Raw genomic sequence first — 21,549 nt, 5'->3', positions numbered from 1 at the left:
GGATTACGATGCGCCCCTGGCAAATAATAGTAGTAACCGCAATAGTAGTTGCCGGGCTAGCATCAACATTGGCCTCTCATGAGCCGTTTGAGTCCAAACTGGTTCGGTTGGAAGCTCAGCGGGCATTGCCCTCGCTAGAGGCGTCGCTTCAGCAGGAAACACCGGAGCTCAATGCGCTGTTTCTCAGCTATGCTGACGATCAGGCGCTGTGGATGAGCGCCTCTTTGGCGATTTTGCGCCACGGTGATAGGGCCCGCGATGTATTAGTGGAGTACGGCTTACTGCCCGATTTTCAGCGAGTACTGGTGCGCTATGGGGCCGACGCCATAATGCCCATCAGCTACTTTCGTAGCCACGATGTGGCTACGCTAAGGGCGCAACACTGGGTCGGCGAGCGCTATCAGCAGGTTAGTCGTTGGTGGAGCGACGAAGAGGGAGAAGCGGATTCAGCGTTTACTCCTTATCGTCGCGGGCAGATGGGCATTGCGCTGCTGGATGCCAATGGCCACGCGCTGCTTAACCAGTTTGTGGTCAGTGAACAAGGCGAAGTGGAGTGGCTACAAGGTGAGCGTCTGGTGGCGGGCCTGGGCGATTTCTTCACCAGTGGGCTACGCGATTTGGAAAGCCAGTGGCGGCGGGGTGACGACATCGGCGCTGCCGATCTAGGCTGGGCCGGTGTCGATCTACTCGTGATGGCCAGCACCGTGAAGGTGCTGCGAGCAGGCAGGGCGGCTCGTGCTGCTCGAGTGGGCAGCGTGGAAGCGCAGGGTGCTCGGACGGGATTGCGCCAAGGCGCGTTAATGAGTGGCAGCGGGCGTTTTGCGGCGTTGCCACGTATGGCCAAAGTTGCCGCTGTGGCGGGTACTGCCTATGTAGTGGTTCGCCATCCAAGCCTTGTGAGCGCACTTGGCGCTAACCTCTCTGGCTGGCTTGGCTGGCCAGTTTGGTTTGGCCAGTTTCTTATCTGGCTCGTCGTGCTACTGCCAGTACTCTTCATTGCTCGCTTTATCTACCGTTGGTTACTCACGCCGATACTGTGGCTGCTGGTGCCACTGATGCGGGTATGCTTTAGGACGGCAAATAATCAGTTGGCCAGGCGTACCAAGCCTCAGCCCCGTGACCTTGGTTGACGCGTGGAGAGAAAGTAGCTGTTAACGTAAACGGGGCGGCCTCAGAGGCCGCCCCGTTTATCATTTTATCTACATTTACCTACGCTAAGGGTTATTCTGGCAGCGCGTAAACCGCGACCTGATCCCCTACCTGATCTTTGAGGATAGTATTGCCGCCGCCAATAAAGGCGACGTATTGGCGTCCCTCATACTCATAAACCGCAGGGTTGGAGACAGAAGGTGCTTCGACCTGATCCGTCCAGAGTTCCTCACCGGTTTCAAGCGAGTAGGCACGGACCTTGGCATCCATGGATGCGCCGATAAAGACGATATTGCCCGCCGTTACCGCCGGACCACCAATGGTGGGTGAGCCCCAGCTATCGGGCATAAAGAACCCATGCTGCTGTGATGCACCCATTGGACGGCGCCATTTTACATCGCCAGTGGTCATATCCAGGGCCACCAGCTCGCCAAAGGGAGGCTCCCAGCAGGGCATTCCAAGCCAGTTCTGAGCGATTTCAAGCAGGATCCCGTAGGGAGCCCCTTCTTGAGAGGCAAAGCCACTCTCATTCCCTGACGCTCTGTTGGCTGATTCATAGGCTTCGCGATCATAGAGCTTCAGGGTTTGTACAATGTGCGAGGTATTAACGATGGCGGTTTGGCTTGCGGGATCAAACGCCACGCCACCCCACTGCACACCACCGGCTGTGATGGGGTAACCCATAGTCCCTGCGCCTTCAGTGGTGGGCGGGGTGTATAGGCCCTCATACCAGAGATCGTCCCACAGGGCGGAGCACTCCCCGAAACTTACGGCATCAGCCAACGCCCAGACCTCGGGCTTCTCGGACTGATCCAGCAGCGGCACTGGTTTCGTCGGGAAGGGCTGGGTAGGCGCATAAACTTCACCTTCTACATTACCGTCGCCGCCGGGTACTGGGCGCTCTTCAATCGGCCATACGTCTTCGCCGGTTTCACGATTGACGACAAACAAAAAACCCATTTTAGTCGCCTGGATGAGCGCCGGTATCTCCTCGCCATCCACGGTAATGTCCATGAGTGTTGGGGCGGCGTTAATATCGTAATCCCAGATATCGTGATGCACCCACTGACGTGACCAGGCTACTTCACCGGTCTCGATATCCAAGGCGGTGGTCGAAGTCGCTAATGGTACGTCGTCGGTACGATTGCCACCCCAGAAGTTGGGCGACGGAGAAGACACGGGTAAATAGACTAAACCGAGCTCCTCGTCGGCGGACATGTGCGTCCACACATTGGCGGTACCGCTCTGCTCGCGTACCTCATCTGACAATGCCTGGAACGTCCATTCTCGTTCGCCGGTACGCGCATTGATCGCAAATACAGTGCCGGGCGGCGCTTGTTCATAGGCCCAGTCCATCCCCGCCCAACCAAGGATTAGGCGATCACCAACCACGGTGGGTGGCTGCAACAGCGACAGCGGCCACTTGTCGTTGGTGTCGTTCCACTGGTTGACGTCGAGCACGCCATTATTGGCAAAGCTTTCACACAGTTCGCCGCTATCAGCATCCAGAGCGAAAAGCTGGGCGTCCATGGTGCCCATATAAATAATTTTTTGGCAGGACTCGCCCTCCACAGGATCGTCGGCTTGCCAATAGGCAACGCCCCGATTCTTCAAAACAGGCTGGGTCAACGCTTCTAGAGAGGATTGTGTATCAAAACTCCACTTCTCTTCACCCGTGGCCGGATTGAGCGCCAGCACCCGATAAAAAGGGGTGCCGATATAGAGTGTGTCATTGGCAAATACCGGTGTGGCAGACCAAACGGTGGCTGGTAGTTCGCCCGAGCCATCGGCAACATCGCCCGTATGGATTTCCCACACTTTCTCCAGCTCACCTACATTGTCGGCATTGATTTGATTCAGAGGACTATATTTTTGCGCATTGAGCTGGCCATGGAAGCTATCCCAAGTGGGTTCATCGGGCACCAGCGGAATGGGCGTAGCGCTAATTTCTTCCTGTTGGGCACTGCTTTCCTGCTCCTCAGGCTGCTCTTGAGCCAAAAGGGGCAAAGGGCTAAGGCAAATTCCCAGTGCAGTAGCCGTACAGCGTTGTTTAGTGGTGATCAAAGTCAGCATGGTAGGCTCCTTAGGCATGGGTGGCTCGGGCGTGATGCGACGGGCGAACCATATCGAGGATCAGCCCGATTAGGCCGATCACCATAGCTACGCAGACCCACCACTGGTGTAGCAGCATTGCAGCGAAAAAAGTGCCAGCAAGGCCTATCAGGGTAAGTACCCTTAGCGCGATGGATGCACCACGCCCTTTGACTACGGCAAGGAGAAGTGCCAACACCGCAAGAACGAGGCAGGCGACAATAGCGATTAACGCGCCAAGTGTTCCTGTCACCCCGGTTAACGGTGTGAAATAGGCATAAAGCGCAATAGCAAGCCCAGCAAGTGAGACTATCAAAACAATGATAGCGCCTACCCTGGAAGAGTTGGATGGCAACATAACGGTAAGGCCTCTGTGTGAGTGAGGTGCCTGACATTAAAGCTAAGTTAACGTCAGAAATCGTTAGCCCTATAAATTTAGCAGAGAACTAATATTTTTGGCTCTGTAAAGAGTTTTGAGTGCTCACAGGAAATAAGTAGCGCTACTTTTTTAACCAATGTTTATTTCTAATCGTTGGCACGCGCTGAGATGAGCGTGACGTTTGCCGGAAGTGGCTGGGTGTAGTGCTGAATTCGCGCTTGAAGGCAGTCGCAAAATTGGCGGCGCTCGCGTAGCCAGCAAGCGAGGCTGCTGTTTCTATGCTTACCCCTTGCGCTATAGCGTGCCGGGCCAGCGAAAGATGATAATGGCGTAAAAAACTGCCTAACGATTCCCCATACTGGCGATAAAAACGACGCTGAAGATTGCTTAAGCTCATGCCTAAATAGCTAGCCAAATCTGCTTGAGTCATTCGTTTCGCCTCACCGTTATCGATGAGGCTCATAAGAGTGGCTAAACGACGGTCTGACTTCTCCTGATGGGGAGGGGTAGGCGAATGGCTATTTTCAGTTGAGGACAGTTGCGCGCTGGCTAGTGCCTCGCCGGCCAAGGTCATTGCAAAGCCCAGGAGTTGAAGTCGGTGAGCAACGTTCTCTTTTGCTAACTGCTGCGGCGTGAAAAGCTGAGATGCTAAAGCGATCAAACCAGGCGAGGGCGCCCAGTAGTGAAGGTGGGGCAAACCATTGGGCGCTGCCATTAAATCGCTATGGCCATAGCGTGCTAACCAGTGTGGCGTAAGGCTAAGGGTCAGCGTGCGCTCAAACGCACCTGCTTGGCCAAGGCGCATAAAACTGGTCGCTGAAGGCAGGGCCACTAAAAGACCGGTATGAGGCGTTTGTGTGCCTAGTGTTTGAGGCCCTAATTGTACCTCAAAAGCGCCATAGCGCACCTGTACGGTTCCCTCAATTACCAAGGCGATCTTTATCCCTGCAGGCAATATTGCTTGGCTTTTCAAGCCAAATCGATCTTGGATGTCGGCCAGGCGTAGTTGCAACCCCGGCTCAAGTTCGCTGACCCACATACGTCCCGCTAAGGGTGCTGAGCGTTGGTCCCAGCAAGGTGCTTCCAGCCGCTGACGTTTGACCAGTGTTGCCGAGAGCTGCTGCAAATCGGCGGCGCTAATTTCTTGCTCGGTTGTCAGTTCGCCCACGCATGTCCTTTATGAAAGTGGTTCGCTTAAATCCTCGCTAGCTATCTGTTATAGCATTTTGCTGTGTTTGCAAAGCAAACCGCTATTTTCGCAAAGGCGAGGCGGGTTAAGTGATGCCATAATGCGCTGCCATAAGCTCTATTGCAATGAATTCTCATTCGCAAGTTGGTCAATGGTATCAGGGCACATAAGGGGACGCAGCATGGCATCTAAAGAAAAACTCATCCGACGTTCAGCGGTGATGATGGGCGGTTCGGCCGTTTTGTTAAGTTTCGCTCCCAGCGTTTTGGCTCAAGCGATTGAAGACGTGACACGGCTGGAACCTGTGACGGTGGAGGGTAACCGGCTTTATGAAATGTTGTCCTCTGAAGCCACCGGCGGTTATAGCGTCGACGCCGCCACTGTCGGCACTAAAACGCCTGCGTCGCTGCGAGATATACCGCAATCGGTTAGCGTCGTCACGCACGAGGCCATTGAAGATCAAAACTTTACCACGTTAGATGAGCTGGGGCGCCGGACGCCTGGGATGCGTGTGCTCACAAATGACAATGGCCGTTCATCCATTTACGCGCGTGGCTACGAGTACGATGAGTACAGCATTGACGGCCTGCCTGCTCCAATGACCAGTATTACCGGCTCCGTCCCCACGCTGGCAGCTTTTGATCGTGTAGAAATCATGCGTGGTCCTTCGGGCCTTTTTGATAGCACCAGTGAGATGGGTGGCATTGTAAATCTGGTGCGTAAACGCCCTACTGAAGATTTTCAGGGCCATGTAAACGGTAGCCTGGGCAGCGATCATCAGCGCTCTGCTCAAGTAGATTTATCTGGCCCCATTGCTACGAAAGGTCGGGTTCGTGGGCGATTAGTGATTGACCATACTGAACACAACCAGTTTGTCGACCACAATGAAAATGACCAAAATGATATTTATGCAGCGCTCGATATCGATTTGGATGAAGCAACAACGTTAGGTCTTGGCTATATCCATAATACTAAAGATATAGCGGTGAACAACGGCCATCCGGTCGGTAGTGATGGTGAACTGCTTTATGGGTCGCGCGCTGATTTCTACGGCGCTGATTGGAACGATTTTAATAGCCAATCCAATGATTGGATTGCTGAATTAACCCATCGGTTTGATACCGGCGGCTATGGCCGCTTGGCGGCGCGTTATTCGGATCGTAATGCTGACTATAATTACGCCTTCGGTGGAAGTGCACTGGATGCCGACGATACCCTCACGGTGGCGGGTACCGCTAGCGTTATTGATCAGCAGGCGCTGGCGGTGGATGCAAGCTACAGCCAGCCGTTTTCAGCGTTTGGTAACGTTAGCGAATTCGTCGTGGGTAGTGATTACAAACGCTTTGATACCGAAACGGAGTCAGGCAGCTCGCGTAGCGTGGCGGGTGGGCGTGTGACCCTAGAGGAACTGAACAATTTAGCATACGTCAACATTCTTGATGCAGCGCGTACCAGTGGGTCAGGCTACACCGATACAGCGACTAATCTTGAAGAGACGGGCCTTTACGCAAAACTGACGCTGCGCCCAGTGCAGCCGTTAGCGTTAATCGCCGGTGGGCGGGTAAGCCATTACGAGCTTGAATACCAGAACCGCGATGCCGTTACGGAACAGAACCGTAGTGACACGGAAATCACCCCCTATGCGGGGCTGGTGTTCGATATTGATAACGACCACTCCGTGTATGCCAGCTACTCACAGGTATTTAAGCCCCAAACGGAAAGCGATGTGAATGGGGACTTGTTAGCGCCGCGGGAAGGGGAACAGTATGAACTAGGCGTTAAGGGCAGTTACATGGGCGGCGATTTAAACGCCCGCGTCAGCGCCTTCCGCTTGTATGACGAAAACCGTGCCGCTGCGCCTGCAGATACGTCTGCCAGCTATTCAGAGTCAGTGGGTAAAATGCGGATTCAGGGAGCAGAGTTTGAAGTTACCGGAAGCCTAACCGACCAATGGGAGGTTATTGCCGGCTATACCTATCTGGATACCGAAGTAAAACGCAGTTCTTCAGCACGTGCAGACGGTATTTTTCTACTGATGCCTCATAACATCGTGAACGTATGGACGCAGTACGACTTCGCTGGCGATACCCTGGGCGGCTTGCGTATCGGCGGCGGCGTGACCGCCATGAGTGGTTTTGAGTCCAGCAGCGGGATCGAGGCGCCAGGCTATGCAGTGGTCGACGCCATGATCGCCTATGACTTCACCTCGCAGCTCAGTGGTCAGCTCAACATCAACAACCTGCTGGATCGCGATTACTATAACCGGGTAGGCGGCGTGAACACCTTCAACATGCCGGGGGCCCCGGCCAACATGGTGGCATCGCTACGCTATGACTTTTAATGGTGTGATCAAGCGCCACGGGAAACCGTGGCGCGCTTTTCGTTTTCAAACGGCTTATCGGCAACTGCGCCATTGGGCTTTTTTACTACTGTGCTGGATTCCGGCCATGGCTTATTGTTCGCTACCCGGTGAAGTAATACTGCCGGGCACCTCGGAATTTACGCTGGTATCACCCGAAACAGGACATGCTTACTTAATTCAGTTATCAGTGCCCGATGCACCACCCCCAGAAACCGGCTATTCCGTACTGTACTTACTGGACGGTAACGCTCGCCTTCCGCTGTTACAAGCCGCACGCGATACGCTAACGCGCAGAGGGCCGGAAGGCGCGGGCAGCCCGCTACTGATTGTGGCGATTGGCTACCCTGAAACAAGCCGTTTTAATATGGACCGACGCAGTGAAGACTTTACGCCTTCCGTACCCCATGGCCACGATACCGTTAGCCAAAACCAGCAGAGACCACAGGCCGGTGCGGAACGCTTTCTTGCGTTTATCGAAGAACACCTAAAGCCTGAAATCAATCGGCGCTTTGCTTTAGATAGCGATCAAGAAGCGATATTGGGTCATTCATTAGGTGGACTCTTTGTACTTCATGTGCTTCTCAACCAACCAGCAAGTTTTGATAATTACATAGCGATTAGCCCATCGCTTTGGTGGTATGGCGAAAAGCCGCTTGATAGGCTATTTAATCAAGACTCAGCGTTAGCGGGTATACCTAATGGCACTCGTCTTATGATTGGCGTGGGCGAACAGGAGCAGCCTGCCTTTGATCACCATAACGAATCCGAGCGCGCCAGACGGCAGCGCGCTCGGGGAATGGTCGATAATGCTCAAGGCTTTGCCAAGTGGCTCTCTAACCAGCGAAGCATGGAAGTACGCTTTACGCTCTATCCGGGAGAGAACCATGGCAGCGTCATGTGGCCCGCCACACGACAAGCGCTTGAGTTTTTGGATAAATAAACGTTATTCAGCAGCGAGTTTTTTGAGCCACCCCCGCCAGCCACCAAACTCGGTAATATCTTCTGCCTCGCCCCCTTCATTAAGCGCGCCTGCGGTGCAGATAAAGCCACACTTCCAACTGCCGTCGGCGAGCTCCACCTGGCCTAAACCGAGCGGTGCGGGTATGCCAGCTAAAAAACTGCCGATGGTTTCAATAGGCAGGCGCCATACTTCCACTTCAATCGCTTGGCCGTTGTCGTCGCGTAGCATTGCTGGGCGCTTGGGTGGCCCACCTGCCAGGGCAAACAGCTTATAGCGCGGCGTGCTTTGGGTGGTGCTCACTAATACGCCGCCGCGTTCGGTCAATTGGTGGTTAAGCGGCAGTCCTTGCAGGTGTGCACCGCACACTACCAGCTCCATGGTGCCGTCTTGGGCATTGGTTAAGGGCTCAGATAACGCCGGATGGGCAACGCCTGTGGCACCTAACGGCAGCATTAAGCGGGCTTCTATGGCACGGGCGAGGGAGAGCAGCGTTAAGTCAGCAAACACCGGCCCAAACAGTGTCACGCCCACTGGCAAATCGCGCTCGCTAAAGCCTACAGGCACGGCCAGAGCACTGTAGTCGAGCAGGTTCATAAAGTTAGTCCAGGTGCCCAGGCGGGAGTTGACGCCGATGGGGTCCGCCGCCACTTCGGCCTTGCTTGGGTGCGTGACTGTGGTGGGCGAGAGCATGATATCGACGTTAGCGATTAACGCGTCGGCTTGGCGCTTAAATTCGGCGAGCTTATAGCGCGCATCGAAGGCGTCCACGGCCAGTGGTGTAGCGCCGCCTTGGGTAATTTCAAACGTTACCGGGTGGATAGCGTCAGGATGTGATTGCATCAACTCGCGAATAACATGGTAGCGTTCCGCCACCCAAGGGCCTTCGTAGAGCAGACGCGCTGCTGCGAGTAGCGGCGAACAATCCAGTTCAATCTTTTCGCCGCCAATGGCCTCGAACTCGGCAATCGCTTGGTGCATGCCCTTGGTGTAAGCCGCGTCGGTTTGCCACTGGGATTCCAGCGGCACGCCGAAGCGGAACGCCGCAGGGGCTTTGCCATAGCGTTTACCGTGCACAGCAAAGTCATGCTTCCGCGACCAAGCGCACTGATCATCATAGGCAGCGGTAATGCCGAGCACTTTAGCGGCATCGTCGGCAGTGAAGGTAAACAGGCTAATGGTGTCTAGCGTCGCGCAGGCGGGTACTACGCCTCGGGTGCTAAGCAGCCCCAGGCTTGGCTTGACCCCGTAAAGGTTATGGAAGCAGGCGGGCACGCGCCCAGAACCAGCGGTATCGGTGCCCAGCGAAAAGCTGACCATCCCCGCCGCGGTGACCACCGCCGAACCGCTGCTGGAGCCGCCGGGCACCAGCTTAGGATCGAAGGCATTAGCAGGCGTACCATATACCTCCAGCGCCCGTTCACCCACCAGACCAGTAGCAAATTGATCCAGGTTGGTTTTACCCATCGGGATCGCGCCCGCATCGATCAACTGCTGCACCACAAAAGCATTTTCGGTTGGCGTATAGGCATACGCCGGGCTACCTGCCGTGGTGGGAATCCCCGCCAAGTCGATATTGTCTTTCATCGCAAAGGGAATGCCGTACAGCGGCAGTGTGTCTGGTGATTCGCCTTCCAAGCGCTGTAGGTAAGGCTCCAGTTGCTCTCGCGTTAAACGAGTAATCCAGGCGGGCTCTTTGCCGTGACTTTCAGCTTGGGCCAGCAGCTCGTCGATTAACGCAGCAGGGGTAAGCTCACCCTGCTGGTAGGCGGCGTGTAGTGATTCGATGGTAAGTGAGTAGCGCATCGTGTCTTCCTTGCTTAGTGTCTGTTTTCATCAATTCTGTTTTGTTAAATTCAGTGCTTTCAATGTCAGTGATTTTAAAAACAGGGTTTTCAAAGTCTGTGCTCGTCAATGTAGTGCTGGGTGCTAATACTGACCTGCATAACATGGGAGCGTGTGGCGCGGGCAGCAGCCTCGCCATCGCCTTCCAGAATGGCGACGACGATAGCGTCGTGTTCTTGCCAGGAGAGGCTGGGGCGTTGCGGCATACGAAACTGGGCTTTGCGGAAGGGTTTTAACCGGCTTCGCGTGGCCAGCGCTAAATCGCGCAGGTAGGGGCTATGACTGCCTTCATAGAGGTGAGTATGAAATTCATGGTTAAAGGCTTCGTAGTCGCTGGTGGTGCCGTCGCGCACTATGCGTAAGGCATCTTTATGTAGGCGCTGAAGGGCTTGGCGCTCCTCAAGTGTCATTCGCAGTGCGCAGAGACGGGCGCAGGCGGCCTCCAGTTCCGACATGGCTTCGTACATCGCCAGTAGCAATTCATCGGTGATGTTGGCGACCGTTACGCCACGATTGGGACGCTTTTCAACCAGCCCCATGGCCGCGAGATGGCCAAACATCTCGCGTACCGGTGTGCGTGATACGGCAAAGCGCTCTGCAATTACCCGGGCATCCAACTTGGTACCTGGCGCAATGTCACCGCTGATAATCTCATCGGCGAGAATGCTGAGCATGTCATCGACCGTAGTGCCTTCGCGTAACTTGGCTGGGCTCAAAGCAGGCAGATTTTTCATAAAGCGGTCACTGGTGGGTGGGCAGAACTGGAGGGGGCAGAGCCGAATTGAGCCGGTGGGTGAGGAATCGCATTAAGTAGCGCACGCGTATAGGCGTGGCTAGGCTCGCTCAGCAGTTTCTCTGTAGGGCCTTCCTCAACGATTTTACCTGCCTGCATCACCATCACGCGGTCACAAAGCAATCGAACGACATTGAGATCGTGACTGATAAAGAGATAGCTCATATTGAGCTGCTCGCGCAGGCTCGCCAATAAGTTCAGCACGACTGCCTGAACAGAGACATCCAGCGCAGCGGTGGGCTCATCAAGAATCAGCAGCTTGGGTTCCAAGGCGATGGCTCGGGCAATACCAACTCGCGCCTTTTGCCCTCCGGAAAGTTGATGGGGAAAGCGGTCTAAAAGATGGGCAGGCAAACCAACACGCTCAGCAAGCACTGATACCCGAGTGTTAAGCTCCTGACGGTTGACCTTGTCAAGCCTACGTAAAGGATCCTCTATTGAACGTCGGGCGCTCCAGCGGGGGTTAAGGCTATCCGTCGGGTCTTGAAACACCATTTGCAGTTTGCTGCGCAGCGGGTGGTGAGCAAACTGCTCCGCGCTGATAGCGGCAATATCGCTACCGGCGAACTTTAGCGCACCGCTAGTCGGATCCAGCAGGCGCATAATCATCGCTGAGGTGGTTGATTTTCCGCAGCCGCTCTCACCGACGAGTCCAAGACTTTCGCCCTCATGCAGGGTAAAGCTAAGGTTATCCACCGCCCGCACTTGGTTAGCGGCCGAGCCAAAGGCTTTAACCAGGGCATCGACTTCAAGCAGCGGTGGGCCAATGGGCTGGCGCTCGGTGCTGGCACGGCGCTCATCATCGGCGGGCAGAAGATCGGCTACCTGAGAGTCGAGTCTGGGCGTGGCGCGCATTAAGCGCTGGGTATAAGGGTGCTGTGGGGCTGCAAAGAGCGTTTCGACCGCAGCGGACTCTACGATTTCGCCTTTCTCCATCACCACAATCCTATCGCAATAGCAGGCGGCTAAGCCCAAATCATGGGTAATCAGCAGCGTGGCCATCTGCCGCTCGGCGGCCAACTCGACGATCAAATCCATCACGGCTTTTTGCGTCGTCACATCAAGCCCCGTGGTGGGCTCGTCAGCGATAAGTAATTGGGGACGGCAGGCCAGCGCAATGGCAATCACAATACGCTGGCACATGCCGCCAGAGAGCTCAAATGGGTAGGCGTGGTAGCGCTGTTCAGGTTCACGAATGCGCACTGCTTGCAGCATCTTGATGGCTTTGCCGCGGGCATTCCCCCGTGTGGCCAGGCCGTGTTGAATCATTACATCTTCAATCTGTCGGCCAACGGCACGAATTGGGTTAAGGGCCGCACGAGGGTTCTGAAAGATCATCGACATTTCGCGCCCGCGCAGCTCACTCATAGTGCATTCGTCTGCGCCACCCACATCAACGCCACCAAATACAATGCTGCCGTCGGCAATGCGCCCTGCACGATCAAGAATGCGCAGCAGAGCATAGGAGGTCACGGACTTTCCAGAGCCCGATTCGCCAACGATGCCTAACGTCTCGCCTTTATTAATACTGATATCGACTTTTTTAACCGCCGTGACGGTGCCATTACGGGTAGCGAACTCAACCGTTAAATCACGAATATCGAGCAGCGGGATAGCCATAGTAAGCTCCTCAGGTACGCCGCAGCGGATCAACCAGATCGCGCAGCCCGTCGCCTAGCAAGTTAAAGGTAAACACAGCCAGCATAAGAGCCAGCCCTGGGAATACGGCAAGCCACCACTGGCCTGAGACAATATAGTTCGCACCTTCAGCGACCATGATGCCCCACTCAGGGGTGGGTGGGCTGACGCCTAGACCAATAAACGAAAGCCCGGCAGCGTTAAGAATAGCCCACCCCATGTTGAGCGAAATTTGCACCATCATGGGGGGAAGTGAGTTGGGGAATATTTGAAATGCCAAAATACGCCAGTCCCGATTGCCGGATAATCGGGCGGCCTGTACGTAACCGGCCTGACGACGCACAGCGACTTCGGTACGCGCCATGCGGGCATAAAAAGGCAGGTTAATAATCGCCGTGGCATAGATGATGTTTTCAATGGTGTTGCCCGCTGCAGCGACAATCCCCATGGCCAGCACAAACAGCGGGAAGGCCATTATAGTGTCCATTAAGCGACCGGTAATTCGATCCGTCCAGCCACCATAAAAACCGGCAATAGCGCCTAAGGTTGATCCGACCACAAAGGCGATCGCTACGGCGGTCACCGCGATCATTAGATCGAGGCGAGTAGCGACCACCACACGTGAGAACACATCACGCCCCAGGTGGTCAGTACCAAACCAGTGCTGCCAAGAGGGCGCTTGTAGCGTACTACTCGAATCAGTGGCTAACGGGTTATAGGGCACCAGCCAGGGGCCGAATAGCGCCGCGATCACTATCAGCACAAACAGCGCAAAAGCGACTGCTGTGACAGGGTTATCGGTCATCACATAGAGCAGGTGGCGCACGAAACGGCGTATTGAGCCCTCTTTGGCGCTGCTTGCGGAGGTTAATGTGGTCATGATGCTACTCCTCCGTATTTAGACGCGGATCCACCAGGGTGTAGATCACATCTATCAACAAGTTAAGGGCGACAAACAGCAGCGCCATGGTGAGTACAAACCCCTGCACCGAGGCGTAGTCCGAGACCACCAAGGCTTCAACGGCATAGGAGCCAATGCCCGGCCATGAGAAGACTTGTTCCACTAATACGTTGGCCCCCAGTGCAAAGGAGAACACCATGCCTAGCGTGGTAATCACCGGCAGAATGGCGTTGCGCAGGGCGTAGGTGAAAAGCACTTTTCGACGCGGCAAACCGGCGGCTCGGGCAGTACGGATAAATTCGCTCTCCAGGGTTTGTAGCATGGCGGCGCGGGTCATACGTGCGATAGGCGCAAGGGTGAATAGCCCTAGCGTGATGGCGGGGAGCAGTAGCTGCGATAGCGCTCCCCAAGCGGTTTCCAGGTCTCGATCAATCAGTGCGTCGATGACATAAAAGCCGGTCACATTGGGCGGTGAAAGATACAAAAAATCCAACCGACCCATCGGGGAAGGAGCCCAGCCGAGCAAATAATAAAAGATGTAAATAAGTGCCAAGCCAGTGAAAAACGTGGGCAGCGATACGCCGGCGGTCACCACGGCACGGCATAGGTGATCTACCCAAGTGTTAGGGCGCGTGGCGGCCAGAATACCCAGCGGTAAGGCAATGATCATTGAAAAGAGCAGCGCAACGCCGGTGAGTTCCAATGAGGCAGGCAAGCGCGTGGTTAGCTCGTGTATCACCGGCTGCCCCGTAGAGATTGCGGTACCCAAGTCGCCTCGCAATAGGTCTTGGACATAGCTGATAAACTGCAGCGGTAGAGGGCGATCTAGCCCCATGCTGACACGTATTTGTTGGATCGACTCGGCATTAGCCGCAGGCCCGGCAAAGTACGCGGCGGGATCCCCGGGCAGCGCCCGGGTAAGTAAGAACGAAACAATCACAATACCCATCAACACCGGTACCGCTTGAACGACTCGCCAGGCAATTAGGCGCGTTCGGGACATAGTGGCCATGCTGCCTCCTTAACTGACACGCAGCGGGCGGTTATCGAGCTGGCGGTGATACCAGAACTCATAGCCCGAAATGTTGGGCTGCATCGCCACGTTGAGCGTCGGTTGGTAAAGCGGAATACGCGGCACATCTGCAAAGGCGATCTCAATCATGCGGCGAATTTTGGGCGCGTATTCAGGGTCATCCATGGACATAAAGAGGGTTTCATCGACCAGTTGGGCGATCTCGTCGTTGTGGTAATTGGACGAGTTAAATAAATTGCCTTCGATATAGGCCCAGAAGAAGTAGTAGCAAGGCGTGTTGAGCCAGCCACCAAAGTTCTCCAAGTGCAAGGGCAGCTGCTTATCTACCAGCGCGCGGGTGCGCCAGTTGGCACCGGGGATACGATCCAAGTTGACGGTAATGCCAATCTGGCCCAGGGCCTCTTGAATCAGCAGCGCGGTGGGTTCTGCCCAATCGGCTTGGCCTAAATCAAAAGAGAGAGGGACTTCAAAGCCCTCGGAGTAATCCGATTCCGCCATTAACTCGCGCGCACGTTCAAGATTGTTGCTGTAAGGAAAGGGTTGCGGCCAGGCGATATCAGCGGGGGACTCGCTATCCCCTCCCCACATGGGAACGCCGCGGCCATAGGCGGCATTTTGCATAATGGCTTCGTAGGGAATTGCCCAAGCAATGGCTTGGCGCACGCGTACATCCTGGAAAGGTTCGAATGTTAGGTTTGGGCAAAGCACATGCAGGCAGTTCTCAATCGGCGTGCTGACCACTTTCACGTTGGATTGAGCGTCAAGCTCCATGGCATCACGGGGAGGCACGTCTTGTGACAAATGGGCATCGCCGCGTTCAAGCAATGCACGTCGGGTTGACGTAGAGGGTACTTCCCGCAAAATGACGCGTTCTGCCCCTGGCAGCTCACCGCTGGCCCAGTCCGGGTTGCGGCGGTAAACCAGCTGTTGACCTGGTTCCCAGCGCTCGACTTGGAAAGCGCCCGAGCCTGCCGGGGTGCGGTGCAGATATTCGGTTGCCCAAGGATCTTCGTCAGTGGCGTGCTCTAACGCCAGCTGTGAGTTAATCACGATGGCGATCGGCGTCGTGAGGTTTGGCAGGGTAAGCTTGGAGGCATGAGGCAAATGAATGCGGAAGGTGCGCTCGTCGACGGCTTCGAACTGCTCAGGGCTTGTCATTGAGCCTGCTGCCATCTGAGTGGTAGGGAAGCCGCCCAGGGTGACAGAGCGGTCAAACGACCACTTAACGTCTTGAGCGGTGACGGCACGGCCATCCCAGAAAGTGGCTTCACGCAAATAGAACGTTAATGTCCGTCCGTCTTCAGAGACTTCCCAGCTCTCCGCCAACTCACCTTTTAAATTGTCGTAGTCATAGCTTAACGAGCCATCTTCCAGTGTCTTGGTGCCAAACGTCATCAGGCGGTCATAGCAGTTCACCGCGACTTGATAGCTGGGGCGATTGGTTCCGCTACGGTGGATGTCGAGGCTATTAATCGTGCTGCCCATCACCACCACTAGCGTTTCATTAGCGCTGGCCATGGCGGGAAGAACTTTTAAAAAGGGGAGAGCAGCAGCGCCCAGGGTTAAGGCGGAAGTGCTTTTAAGGAAGTCGCGACGGTTCATGGTTGATCCTCACAAGGGTATCGATAGTTACCAATGTGTATGCACTTTGAGGGCCATGATATTGCGGATATGGGTATTTATATTGATAAAACAAAGGTTTGTTAATTTTGGAAAAGTGTTCGAAAGTAATTTTTAAGCTATTGATGCGATAAAACAGCGCAAGGTGTATGCACTTTGCGCTGTTTTGGATCGTCCTTATTTTACGTGTTGCCCCTTCCGCCAGGGCTGGGTAGATAGCACTGCTTGCCAAACGTCTTGGCTACGCTCTAAGTAGTCAAAGCATAGGCTGGCGCGCCAGCGAAGAGCGCTGTCAGTTAAGCTGCTGATTGGGGCAAATAGTGCGTCTGCGCTATCTGCCCAAGGGCGAGGGGTAATTGCCATAGCGCGGTCGCCGATTTGCAGCCAACGCAGTTGGCCTTGCTGATCTGTTTGAATCACTTCTTCAACGACATCATTGGCAAGCCGTTGCCAGTGCTCAACGTACTGACCGTGTGGGTGTTGCTCTTCCAGGGTGGTGTCGTTAATCCATTGCAGTAGCCCTACATCCTTTTCCAGACTAGGGCATAGATCCTGATAGCGATGCCAGGTGCATACCCCTAGCTCACTATCGATTTGGGTAATACCTGCAAAAGCAGTGAGCCCCGCCAGCCATTCAAGCTGGCGGCGATTGCAGTCGTCTAAACAGGTGATACCTGCAAAGTCAGGTGAGTCTGCAGGCAGGCGCAGATCGGCGTGCCAGTGCTTGCCCTGTAGCCAATAAACTTGAGTAGCGGTGTCGGCCTGTTGATAGGGCTCTTTAGCGGGTTCGGCGTAGAGCGTGCGCTGCCATACGCCGCGAAATGCATGAGGTGTGGCAGGCACGTCGACGTTCATAAGGGGGGGGCCTTATGTTTGCCGTGCTGGCCCAGGCTGCCTACTTCACGGGCACCTTCGGGAAGTGCAATCTGACCCTTTGCTAAACGCTCGCGCAGGTAGCGAAAGGTTTGGATAGTTTGGGCGTAAAGGTGATCACCCGCTTTGAGCGGTGCGTAATGGGCTTTACCGTGTCTTTCGACTAATTCGGGCAGTGGCGCGACTTCGGTATGGTAATCGCAGGCGAAAAACAGCGGGAAAGAGTGGCGTTCTTCCTTTACTTTACGCACCCGATGAGAGGTGGCGACAAACTCGCCGTTGCTCCATATCTCCAGCATATCGCCGATATTGACCACCAAGGCGTCGTCTCGAAACGGCACATCAATCCATTCACCCGCGCCGTTCATCACCTCAAGACCCGGTGCGGTGGGGAGCAATAGGGTGAAACACTCATAATCTGTATGGGCACCAATGCCCTGAGCATCTTCGGCATCGGGGTTATAGGGGTAGTGAATCAGGCGCAGCTGGCTGGGCGGTTTAGTTACATGGTGAAGTAGATGGTTCTCTTTAAGCCCTAACGCTAGGGCAAAGCCGCCCATCAGTGTGCGGCCAACCTGGTAGGCCGCGTCATAATAGGCTGCGACCGGCTCGCGAAAGTGCTCAAGGTCGGGCCAGGGATTGGGGCCGAGCAGGGGAGTGCCTGCCAAGACCTCAGGATCATCGCTGGGGAGTTCAAAGGCAAGATCGAAGGCCTCTTTCATATCCGGCTTTTTGGGATCCGGCGACTCTTCACCGGGCGGCACATAGCCCCGGTGGTGGTGGTAAAGACCAATATAGCGCTCCATTTTGGTCTCGGTTGGCTGGGCAAAGAAGCGCTTGGCTTGGCTGATTAGCCCTTCGCGAAGGGAGCGATCAATGCCGTGCCCCACCATTTGAAAGAAACCCACCTCGCGGGCGGCGCGGCCAAGTTGCTCGGCAACGGCTTGGCGCGCACTTACATCCCCATGTAGCAGGTCATGAATATCGATCACTGGGATCGCCTGAAAATCGGCGAGGCGCTGATCGTTCGTTGATTGGCTCATGGGGTTGCCTCCGCTTCACTGCTAAGCACCACGATGGGCTGCCCAGGGGCAATCGATGCTCCCTCTGCAAGCGGCAGGCGAACGACGCGGCCACCACAGTGGGCGGTGATCTCAACTTCCATTTTCATCGATTCCACCAGTGCCACCGGTTGGCCAGCGGTTACCTGCTCACCTTCTGCAACCAGTAACTTCCAAAGGCTGCCGGTGACGGGGCTTTCGATGCCTAGCTCGTTGTCATCCAGCGCTGTTACTTCGGCGCTTTCCGGTGCCTGATCTTCGAATGTGAACTGGCCATTGGCCCGCCAAGCGGCCATTTCTGCCTGGAAAGCGGCTTCGCGCTTGGTGCGGAAGGTCTCAATCGCTTCAGCATTTTTATCGATCTCGGCTTGGTAGTCCGCTAGGCGAAAACGTGCGGTTTCAATGGATAGGTCATATCGACCATGGGGAAAGTCGCGGCGAATTTGCTCAAGCTCTTCGTGGCTGGCTTCATGAAAACGCAGTTGATCAAAAAAGCGCAGCAGCCAAGGGTTCTCGAAGTGTGCCGTGGTGCGGTAGCGGCTCCACATTTGCAGCGTACGGCCAACAAACTGGTAGCCGCCGGGGCCTTCCATACCGTAAACGCACAGGTAAGCGCCGCCAATGCCCACGGAGTTTTCCGCTGTCCAGGTGCGAGCGGGGTTGTACTTGGTGGTCACCAGCCGTTGGCACGGGTCAAGAGGAGTCGCCACAGGCGCACCCAGGTAGACATCCCCCAGCCCCATTACCAGGTAGCGGGCATCGAAGACGATATCGCGCACTTGCTGTTCGCTTTCCAGGGCGTTTATACGGCGAATAAAGTCGAGGTTGCTGGGGCACCAGGGCGCATCTGGGCGCACGCTGCGCTGGTATTTATCGATGGCTTCCTGACAGGCGGGGTCGTCCCAGGAGAGCGGTAGATGCACCACCCGCGACTCCACTTCCAGCGATTCCACATCTATTAGCGCCTGCTCGGCTTTTTGCAGATGGGCGAGCAGCTTATCCAAGGACAGTGCTAATGGCTCATAGTGAATCTGCAGCGAGCGAATACCGGGGGTTAATTCCCGCAGACCGGGCAGCGAGTGTTCCCGTAGCCACAGCATCCAGGCGTGAACCCGAAAGCGCAGCGCGATATCCAGCTCCATGGCGCCGAACTCGATCAGCAGGAAATCATCCCCGGCGCGGCGGTAGACAATTCGCTCACCGGCTTGCTCGGCGGGTACGTCGCGCACAACAGGGGTGTCACGCTCTGGCTGAATCTCTTCGACGGGCGCTGCTGTGAGAGACGCCAGTTGGTCTAGCTGGCGCTCTTCCAGGGTGCGAGCGGTGTTAAGACTAACCGGGACAAAGCGTACTTTATCGCCCGCGGCGAGCTGCCCCAGCTTCCAGCGTTCGGCGCGGATTACGGTGGCGGGGCAGACAAAGCCGCCAAGTGAAGGCCCATCGGGGCCCAGAATAACCGGCATATCGCCGGTAAAGTCGATAGTGCCAAAGGCATAGGCGTTATCGTGAATATTGGAGGGGTGTAGTCCCGCCTCGCCGCCGTCGGCTCGCGCCCACTCGGGGCGTGGACCAATCAGCCGGACCCCTGTGCGGCTGGAGTTGTAGTGCACCTCCCATTCGTGATCGAAAAAGCGCTCGATATCGTCATCGGTGAAAAAGTCCGGCGCGCCGTGGGGGCCGTAAAGTACCGCCACTCGCCAGGTTTTACCGCTGCCTTGATTGCCAAAGGTCGGGATGAGCGTCTTATCAAGCTGAGCCGCCGAGGTAGGCGAGAGCAGAGGTAAATCTAGCATATCGCCGCTTCTTAGCGCGCGGCCGCCGTGGCCGCCAAACTGGCCCAGGGTAAAGGTACTGCGGGAGCCCAGGTAACGAGGGCAGGCAATGCCGCCGCGTACCAATAGATAGGCGCGAGCGCCCGCCGCGGCCTTGCCCAACGTCAGCGTGGAACCGGCAGGAATATCCACTACCTGCCAAAAGGCTACTTCTTCTCCATCTAGCGTAGCGGGGAGCCTGGCACCTGCCAGCACGATCTGGGTCGCACGGTGAAAGCGTAGCGTTGGACCGGTGAGGGTGATTTCAAGCCCGGCGGCATCGGTGGGGTTATCCAGCAGGCGGTTGCCCAGGCGAAATGACCAGTCATCAAATGGCCCGGAAGGCGGCACACCCACATCCCAGTGGCCCTGGCGGCCTGGGAAGTCCTGAATCGTCGTCATTGTGCCAGGAGCGATCACCTCTACGACGGGGGGCGCCCACTCAAGGGTAGCAAGCCAGTGCGTATCCAGGTCGGCATGTTGAAAACGCTCGGCACGCAGCACATGGGCCAGCCAGATGCGGTTAGTAGTGATGCCATAAACACTGGCGGTATCAAGCGTTGCAGCTAACTGCTCAATAGCAGCGTCGCGGCTGTCGGCGTGAGCGATTACTTTGGCTAGCATGGGGTCGAAGAGCGCTGAGATCTCCAGCCCGGCTTCTATGGCGTGGTCGATACGCAGGCCGTCAGCCTGTGGGAAATCAACTTCAGTCAGCAAACCTGCGCTGGGGCGAAAATCGTGGGCGGGGTCTTCGGCGTAGAGGCGTGCTTGCACTGCGTGACCGCTGGGGGCGAGATCTTTTGTCAGTGTTTCAAGCGTGGGCAGTTGGTTTGCGCCCAGTTTTACCATCCACTCAACGATATCAATGCCATACACCATCTCGGTGACGCCGTGCTCAACCTGGAGCCGGGTATTCACTTCAAGAAAATAAAATGCCTCGCGCTGGGTATCGTAAATAAACTCAACGGTACCGGCGCTGCGGTAGTTGACCGCTTTGCCCAACTGAACAGCGGTGGCGTGCAGCGCCTGGCGAACATGTTCCGGTAGATTAGGGGCCGGGCACTCTTCGAGCACTTTTTGGTGGCGGCGCTGGGTCGAGCAATCACGCTCGCCCAGGGCAACGACATTGCCCTGGCCATCGCCAAAGAGCTGCACTTCGATATGGCGGGCGCAGGCGATATAGGCCTCGAGAAACACGCCGCCGTCACCGAAGTTGCGCTCGCCCAGACCTTTGACCGAGTCAAAGGCGCGCTTAAGTTCGGCGGCGTTTTGACATACCTGCATGCCGATGCCGCCACCACCGGCGGTGGATTTGAGCATCACCGGGTAGCCAATCTGCTCGGCATTTTTGAGTGCTTCATCAACGTTTGTAAGCAGCTCGGAGCCGGGTACTAGCGGTACACCGGCTTTTTCGGCCAGCGCACGCGCTTGGTGTTTAAGACCAAACTGCTCAATCTGTTCGACGGTTGGGCCTAAAAAGGTCAGCCCTGCGGCATCGCAGGCAGCGATAAAGCGGGTGTTCTCTGACAAGAAGCCGTAGCCGGGGTGCACTGCCTGGGCGCCGCTCTGTTGGGCAATGGCGATCAACTTATCGATATTAAGATAGGTATCGCTGGCGCCGCCTTCGCCGAGAGAGTAAGCCTCATCGGCCTGGTGGACGTAGGGGGCGTCGCGATCCGCATCGGCGTAAACCACCACGCTGCCCACACCGAGGGCTTTCAGCGTGCGTAAAATGCGTGCGGCAATGGCGCCGCGATTGGCAATCAGAACTTTGCTAAACGTTGTATTGATGGACATGGCACTGCCTGCAAACAAAGGCGGGTCGTCCCGCAGGTTGCTTGGCCTT

At 55.9% G+C, this 21,549-nt stretch carries 15 protein-coding genes; 3 read left to right on the top strand and 12 right to left on the bottom strand.

Annotation, left to right across the window (positions count from 1 at the left end):
• Positions 1 to 8 precede the first annotated feature (8 nt).
• Positions 9 to 1,130: a hypothetical protein gene (locus tag KO116_RS13705; protein WP_035566480.1), complete on the top strand. Its 1,122-nt coding sequence runs from the start codon at positions 9 to 11 to the stop codon at positions 1,128 to 1,130.
• Positions 1,131 to 1,221: 91 nt separating this feature from the next.
• Here KO116_RS13705 and KO116_RS13700 read toward each other — a convergent pair whose 3' ends face one another.
• The 3 genes from KO116_RS13700 to KO116_RS13690 form a co-directional block, all read right to left on the bottom strand.
• Positions 1,222 to 3,222 (bottom strand): pyrroloquinoline quinone-dependent dehydrogenase, encoded by a 2,001-nt coding sequence (locus KO116_RS13700; RefSeq protein ID WP_035566478.1) that lies wholly within the window; start codon positions 3,220 to 3,222, stop codon positions 1,222 to 1,224.
• A 10-nt stretch (positions 3,223 to 3,232) separates the two neighbouring features.
• Entirely contained in the window at positions 3,233 to 3,598 is a 366-nt protein-coding gene (locus KO116_RS13695; RefSeq protein ID WP_035566476.1) for a hypothetical protein, read from the bottom strand.
• Between the two features lie 142 nt (positions 3,599 to 3,740).
• Positions 3,741 to 4,787, bottom strand: coding sequence for a helix-turn-helix domain-containing protein (locus KO116_RS13690; RefSeq protein ID WP_035566474.1), 1,047 nt, complete (start codon positions 4,785 to 4,787; stop codon positions 3,741 to 3,743).
• Between the two features lie 202 nt (positions 4,788 to 4,989).
• Between KO116_RS13690 and KO116_RS13685 the strand changes: the two genes are divergently transcribed.
• Both KO116_RS13685 and KO116_RS13680 read left to right on the top strand, forming a co-directional pair.
• Positions 4,990 to 7,149 (top strand): TonB-dependent siderophore receptor, encoded by a 2,160-nt coding sequence (locus tag KO116_RS13685; RefSeq protein ID WP_035566471.1) that lies wholly within the window; start codon positions 4,990 to 4,992, stop codon positions 7,147 to 7,149.
• A 106-nt stretch (positions 7,150 to 7,255) separates the two neighbouring features.
• Positions 7,256 to 8,110, top strand: coding sequence for an alpha/beta hydrolase (locus tag KO116_RS13680; protein ID WP_045812266.1), 855 nt, complete (start codon positions 7,256 to 7,258; stop codon positions 8,108 to 8,110).
• Positions 8,111 to 8,113: 3 nt separating this feature from the next.
• On the opposite strand, the gene atzF is transcribed toward KO116_RS13680, so the two are convergent.
• From atzF to uca, 9 genes are all read right to left on the bottom strand, one after another.
• The gene (gene atzF, locus KO116_RS13675) at positions 8,114 to 9,934 is read right to left on the bottom strand and encodes an allophanate hydrolase (protein ID WP_035566469.1); all 1,821 of its coding nucleotides are present in this window, start codon (positions 9,932 to 9,934) and stop codon (positions 8,114 to 8,116) included.
• A gap of 89 nt (positions 9,935 to 10,023) precedes the next feature.
• Positions 10,024 to 10,707: a GntR family transcriptional regulator gene (locus tag KO116_RS13670; RefSeq protein ID WP_035566468.1), complete on the bottom strand. Its 684-nt coding sequence runs from the start codon at positions 10,705 to 10,707 to the stop codon at positions 10,024 to 10,026.
• Positions 10,704 to 12,386, bottom strand: coding sequence for a dipeptide ABC transporter ATP-binding protein (locus KO116_RS13665; RefSeq protein ID WP_045812134.1), 1,683 nt, complete (start codon positions 12,384 to 12,386; stop codon positions 10,704 to 10,706). The genes KO116_RS13670 and KO116_RS13665 overlap by 4 nt, the downstream gene beginning before the upstream one ends.
• A gap of 10 nt (positions 12,387 to 12,396) precedes the next feature.
• Positions 12,397 to 13,284 (bottom strand): ABC transporter permease, encoded by an 888-nt coding sequence (locus KO116_RS13660; protein WP_035566465.1) that lies wholly within the window; start codon positions 13,282 to 13,284, stop codon positions 12,397 to 12,399.
• A 4-nt stretch (positions 13,285 to 13,288) separates the two neighbouring features.
• Positions 13,289 to 14,317, bottom strand: coding sequence for an ABC transporter permease (locus tag KO116_RS13655; RefSeq protein ID WP_045812133.1), 1,029 nt, complete (start codon positions 14,315 to 14,317; stop codon positions 13,289 to 13,291).
• A 9-nt stretch (positions 14,318 to 14,326) separates the two neighbouring features.
• Positions 14,327 to 15,940: an ABC transporter substrate-binding protein gene (locus KO116_RS13650; RefSeq protein ID WP_035566463.1), complete on the bottom strand. Its 1,614-nt coding sequence runs from the start codon at positions 15,938 to 15,940 to the stop codon at positions 14,327 to 14,329.
• Positions 15,941 to 16,135: 195 nt separating this feature from the next.
• A complete protein-coding gene (locus KO116_RS13645; protein ID WP_045812132.1) occupies positions 16,136 to 16,813 on the bottom strand; it encodes a hypothetical protein in 678 nt (225 codons plus the stop codon).
• Entirely contained in the window at positions 16,810 to 17,874 is a 1,065-nt protein-coding gene (locus KO116_RS13640) for an isopenicillin N synthase family dioxygenase (RefSeq protein ID WP_035566461.1), read from the bottom strand. The genes KO116_RS13645 and KO116_RS13640 overlap by 4 nt, the downstream gene beginning before the upstream one ends.
• Entirely contained in the window at positions 17,871 to 21,500 is a 3,630-nt protein-coding gene (gene uca, locus KO116_RS13635; protein WP_035566459.1) for an urea carboxylase, read from the bottom strand. The genes KO116_RS13640 and uca overlap by 4 nt, the downstream gene beginning before the upstream one ends.
• Between the last annotated feature and the right edge of the window lie 49 nt (positions 21,501 to 21,549).

This window comes from Halomonas sp. KO116 (genome assembly GCF_000734975.2).
Taxonomy (GTDB): Bacteria; Pseudomonadota; Gammaproteobacteria; order Pseudomonadales; family Halomonadaceae; genus Vreelandella; species Vreelandella glaciei.
Note: the sequence above shows the minus strand (reverse complement) of the source record. Positions and strands in the feature narration are given on the sequence as shown.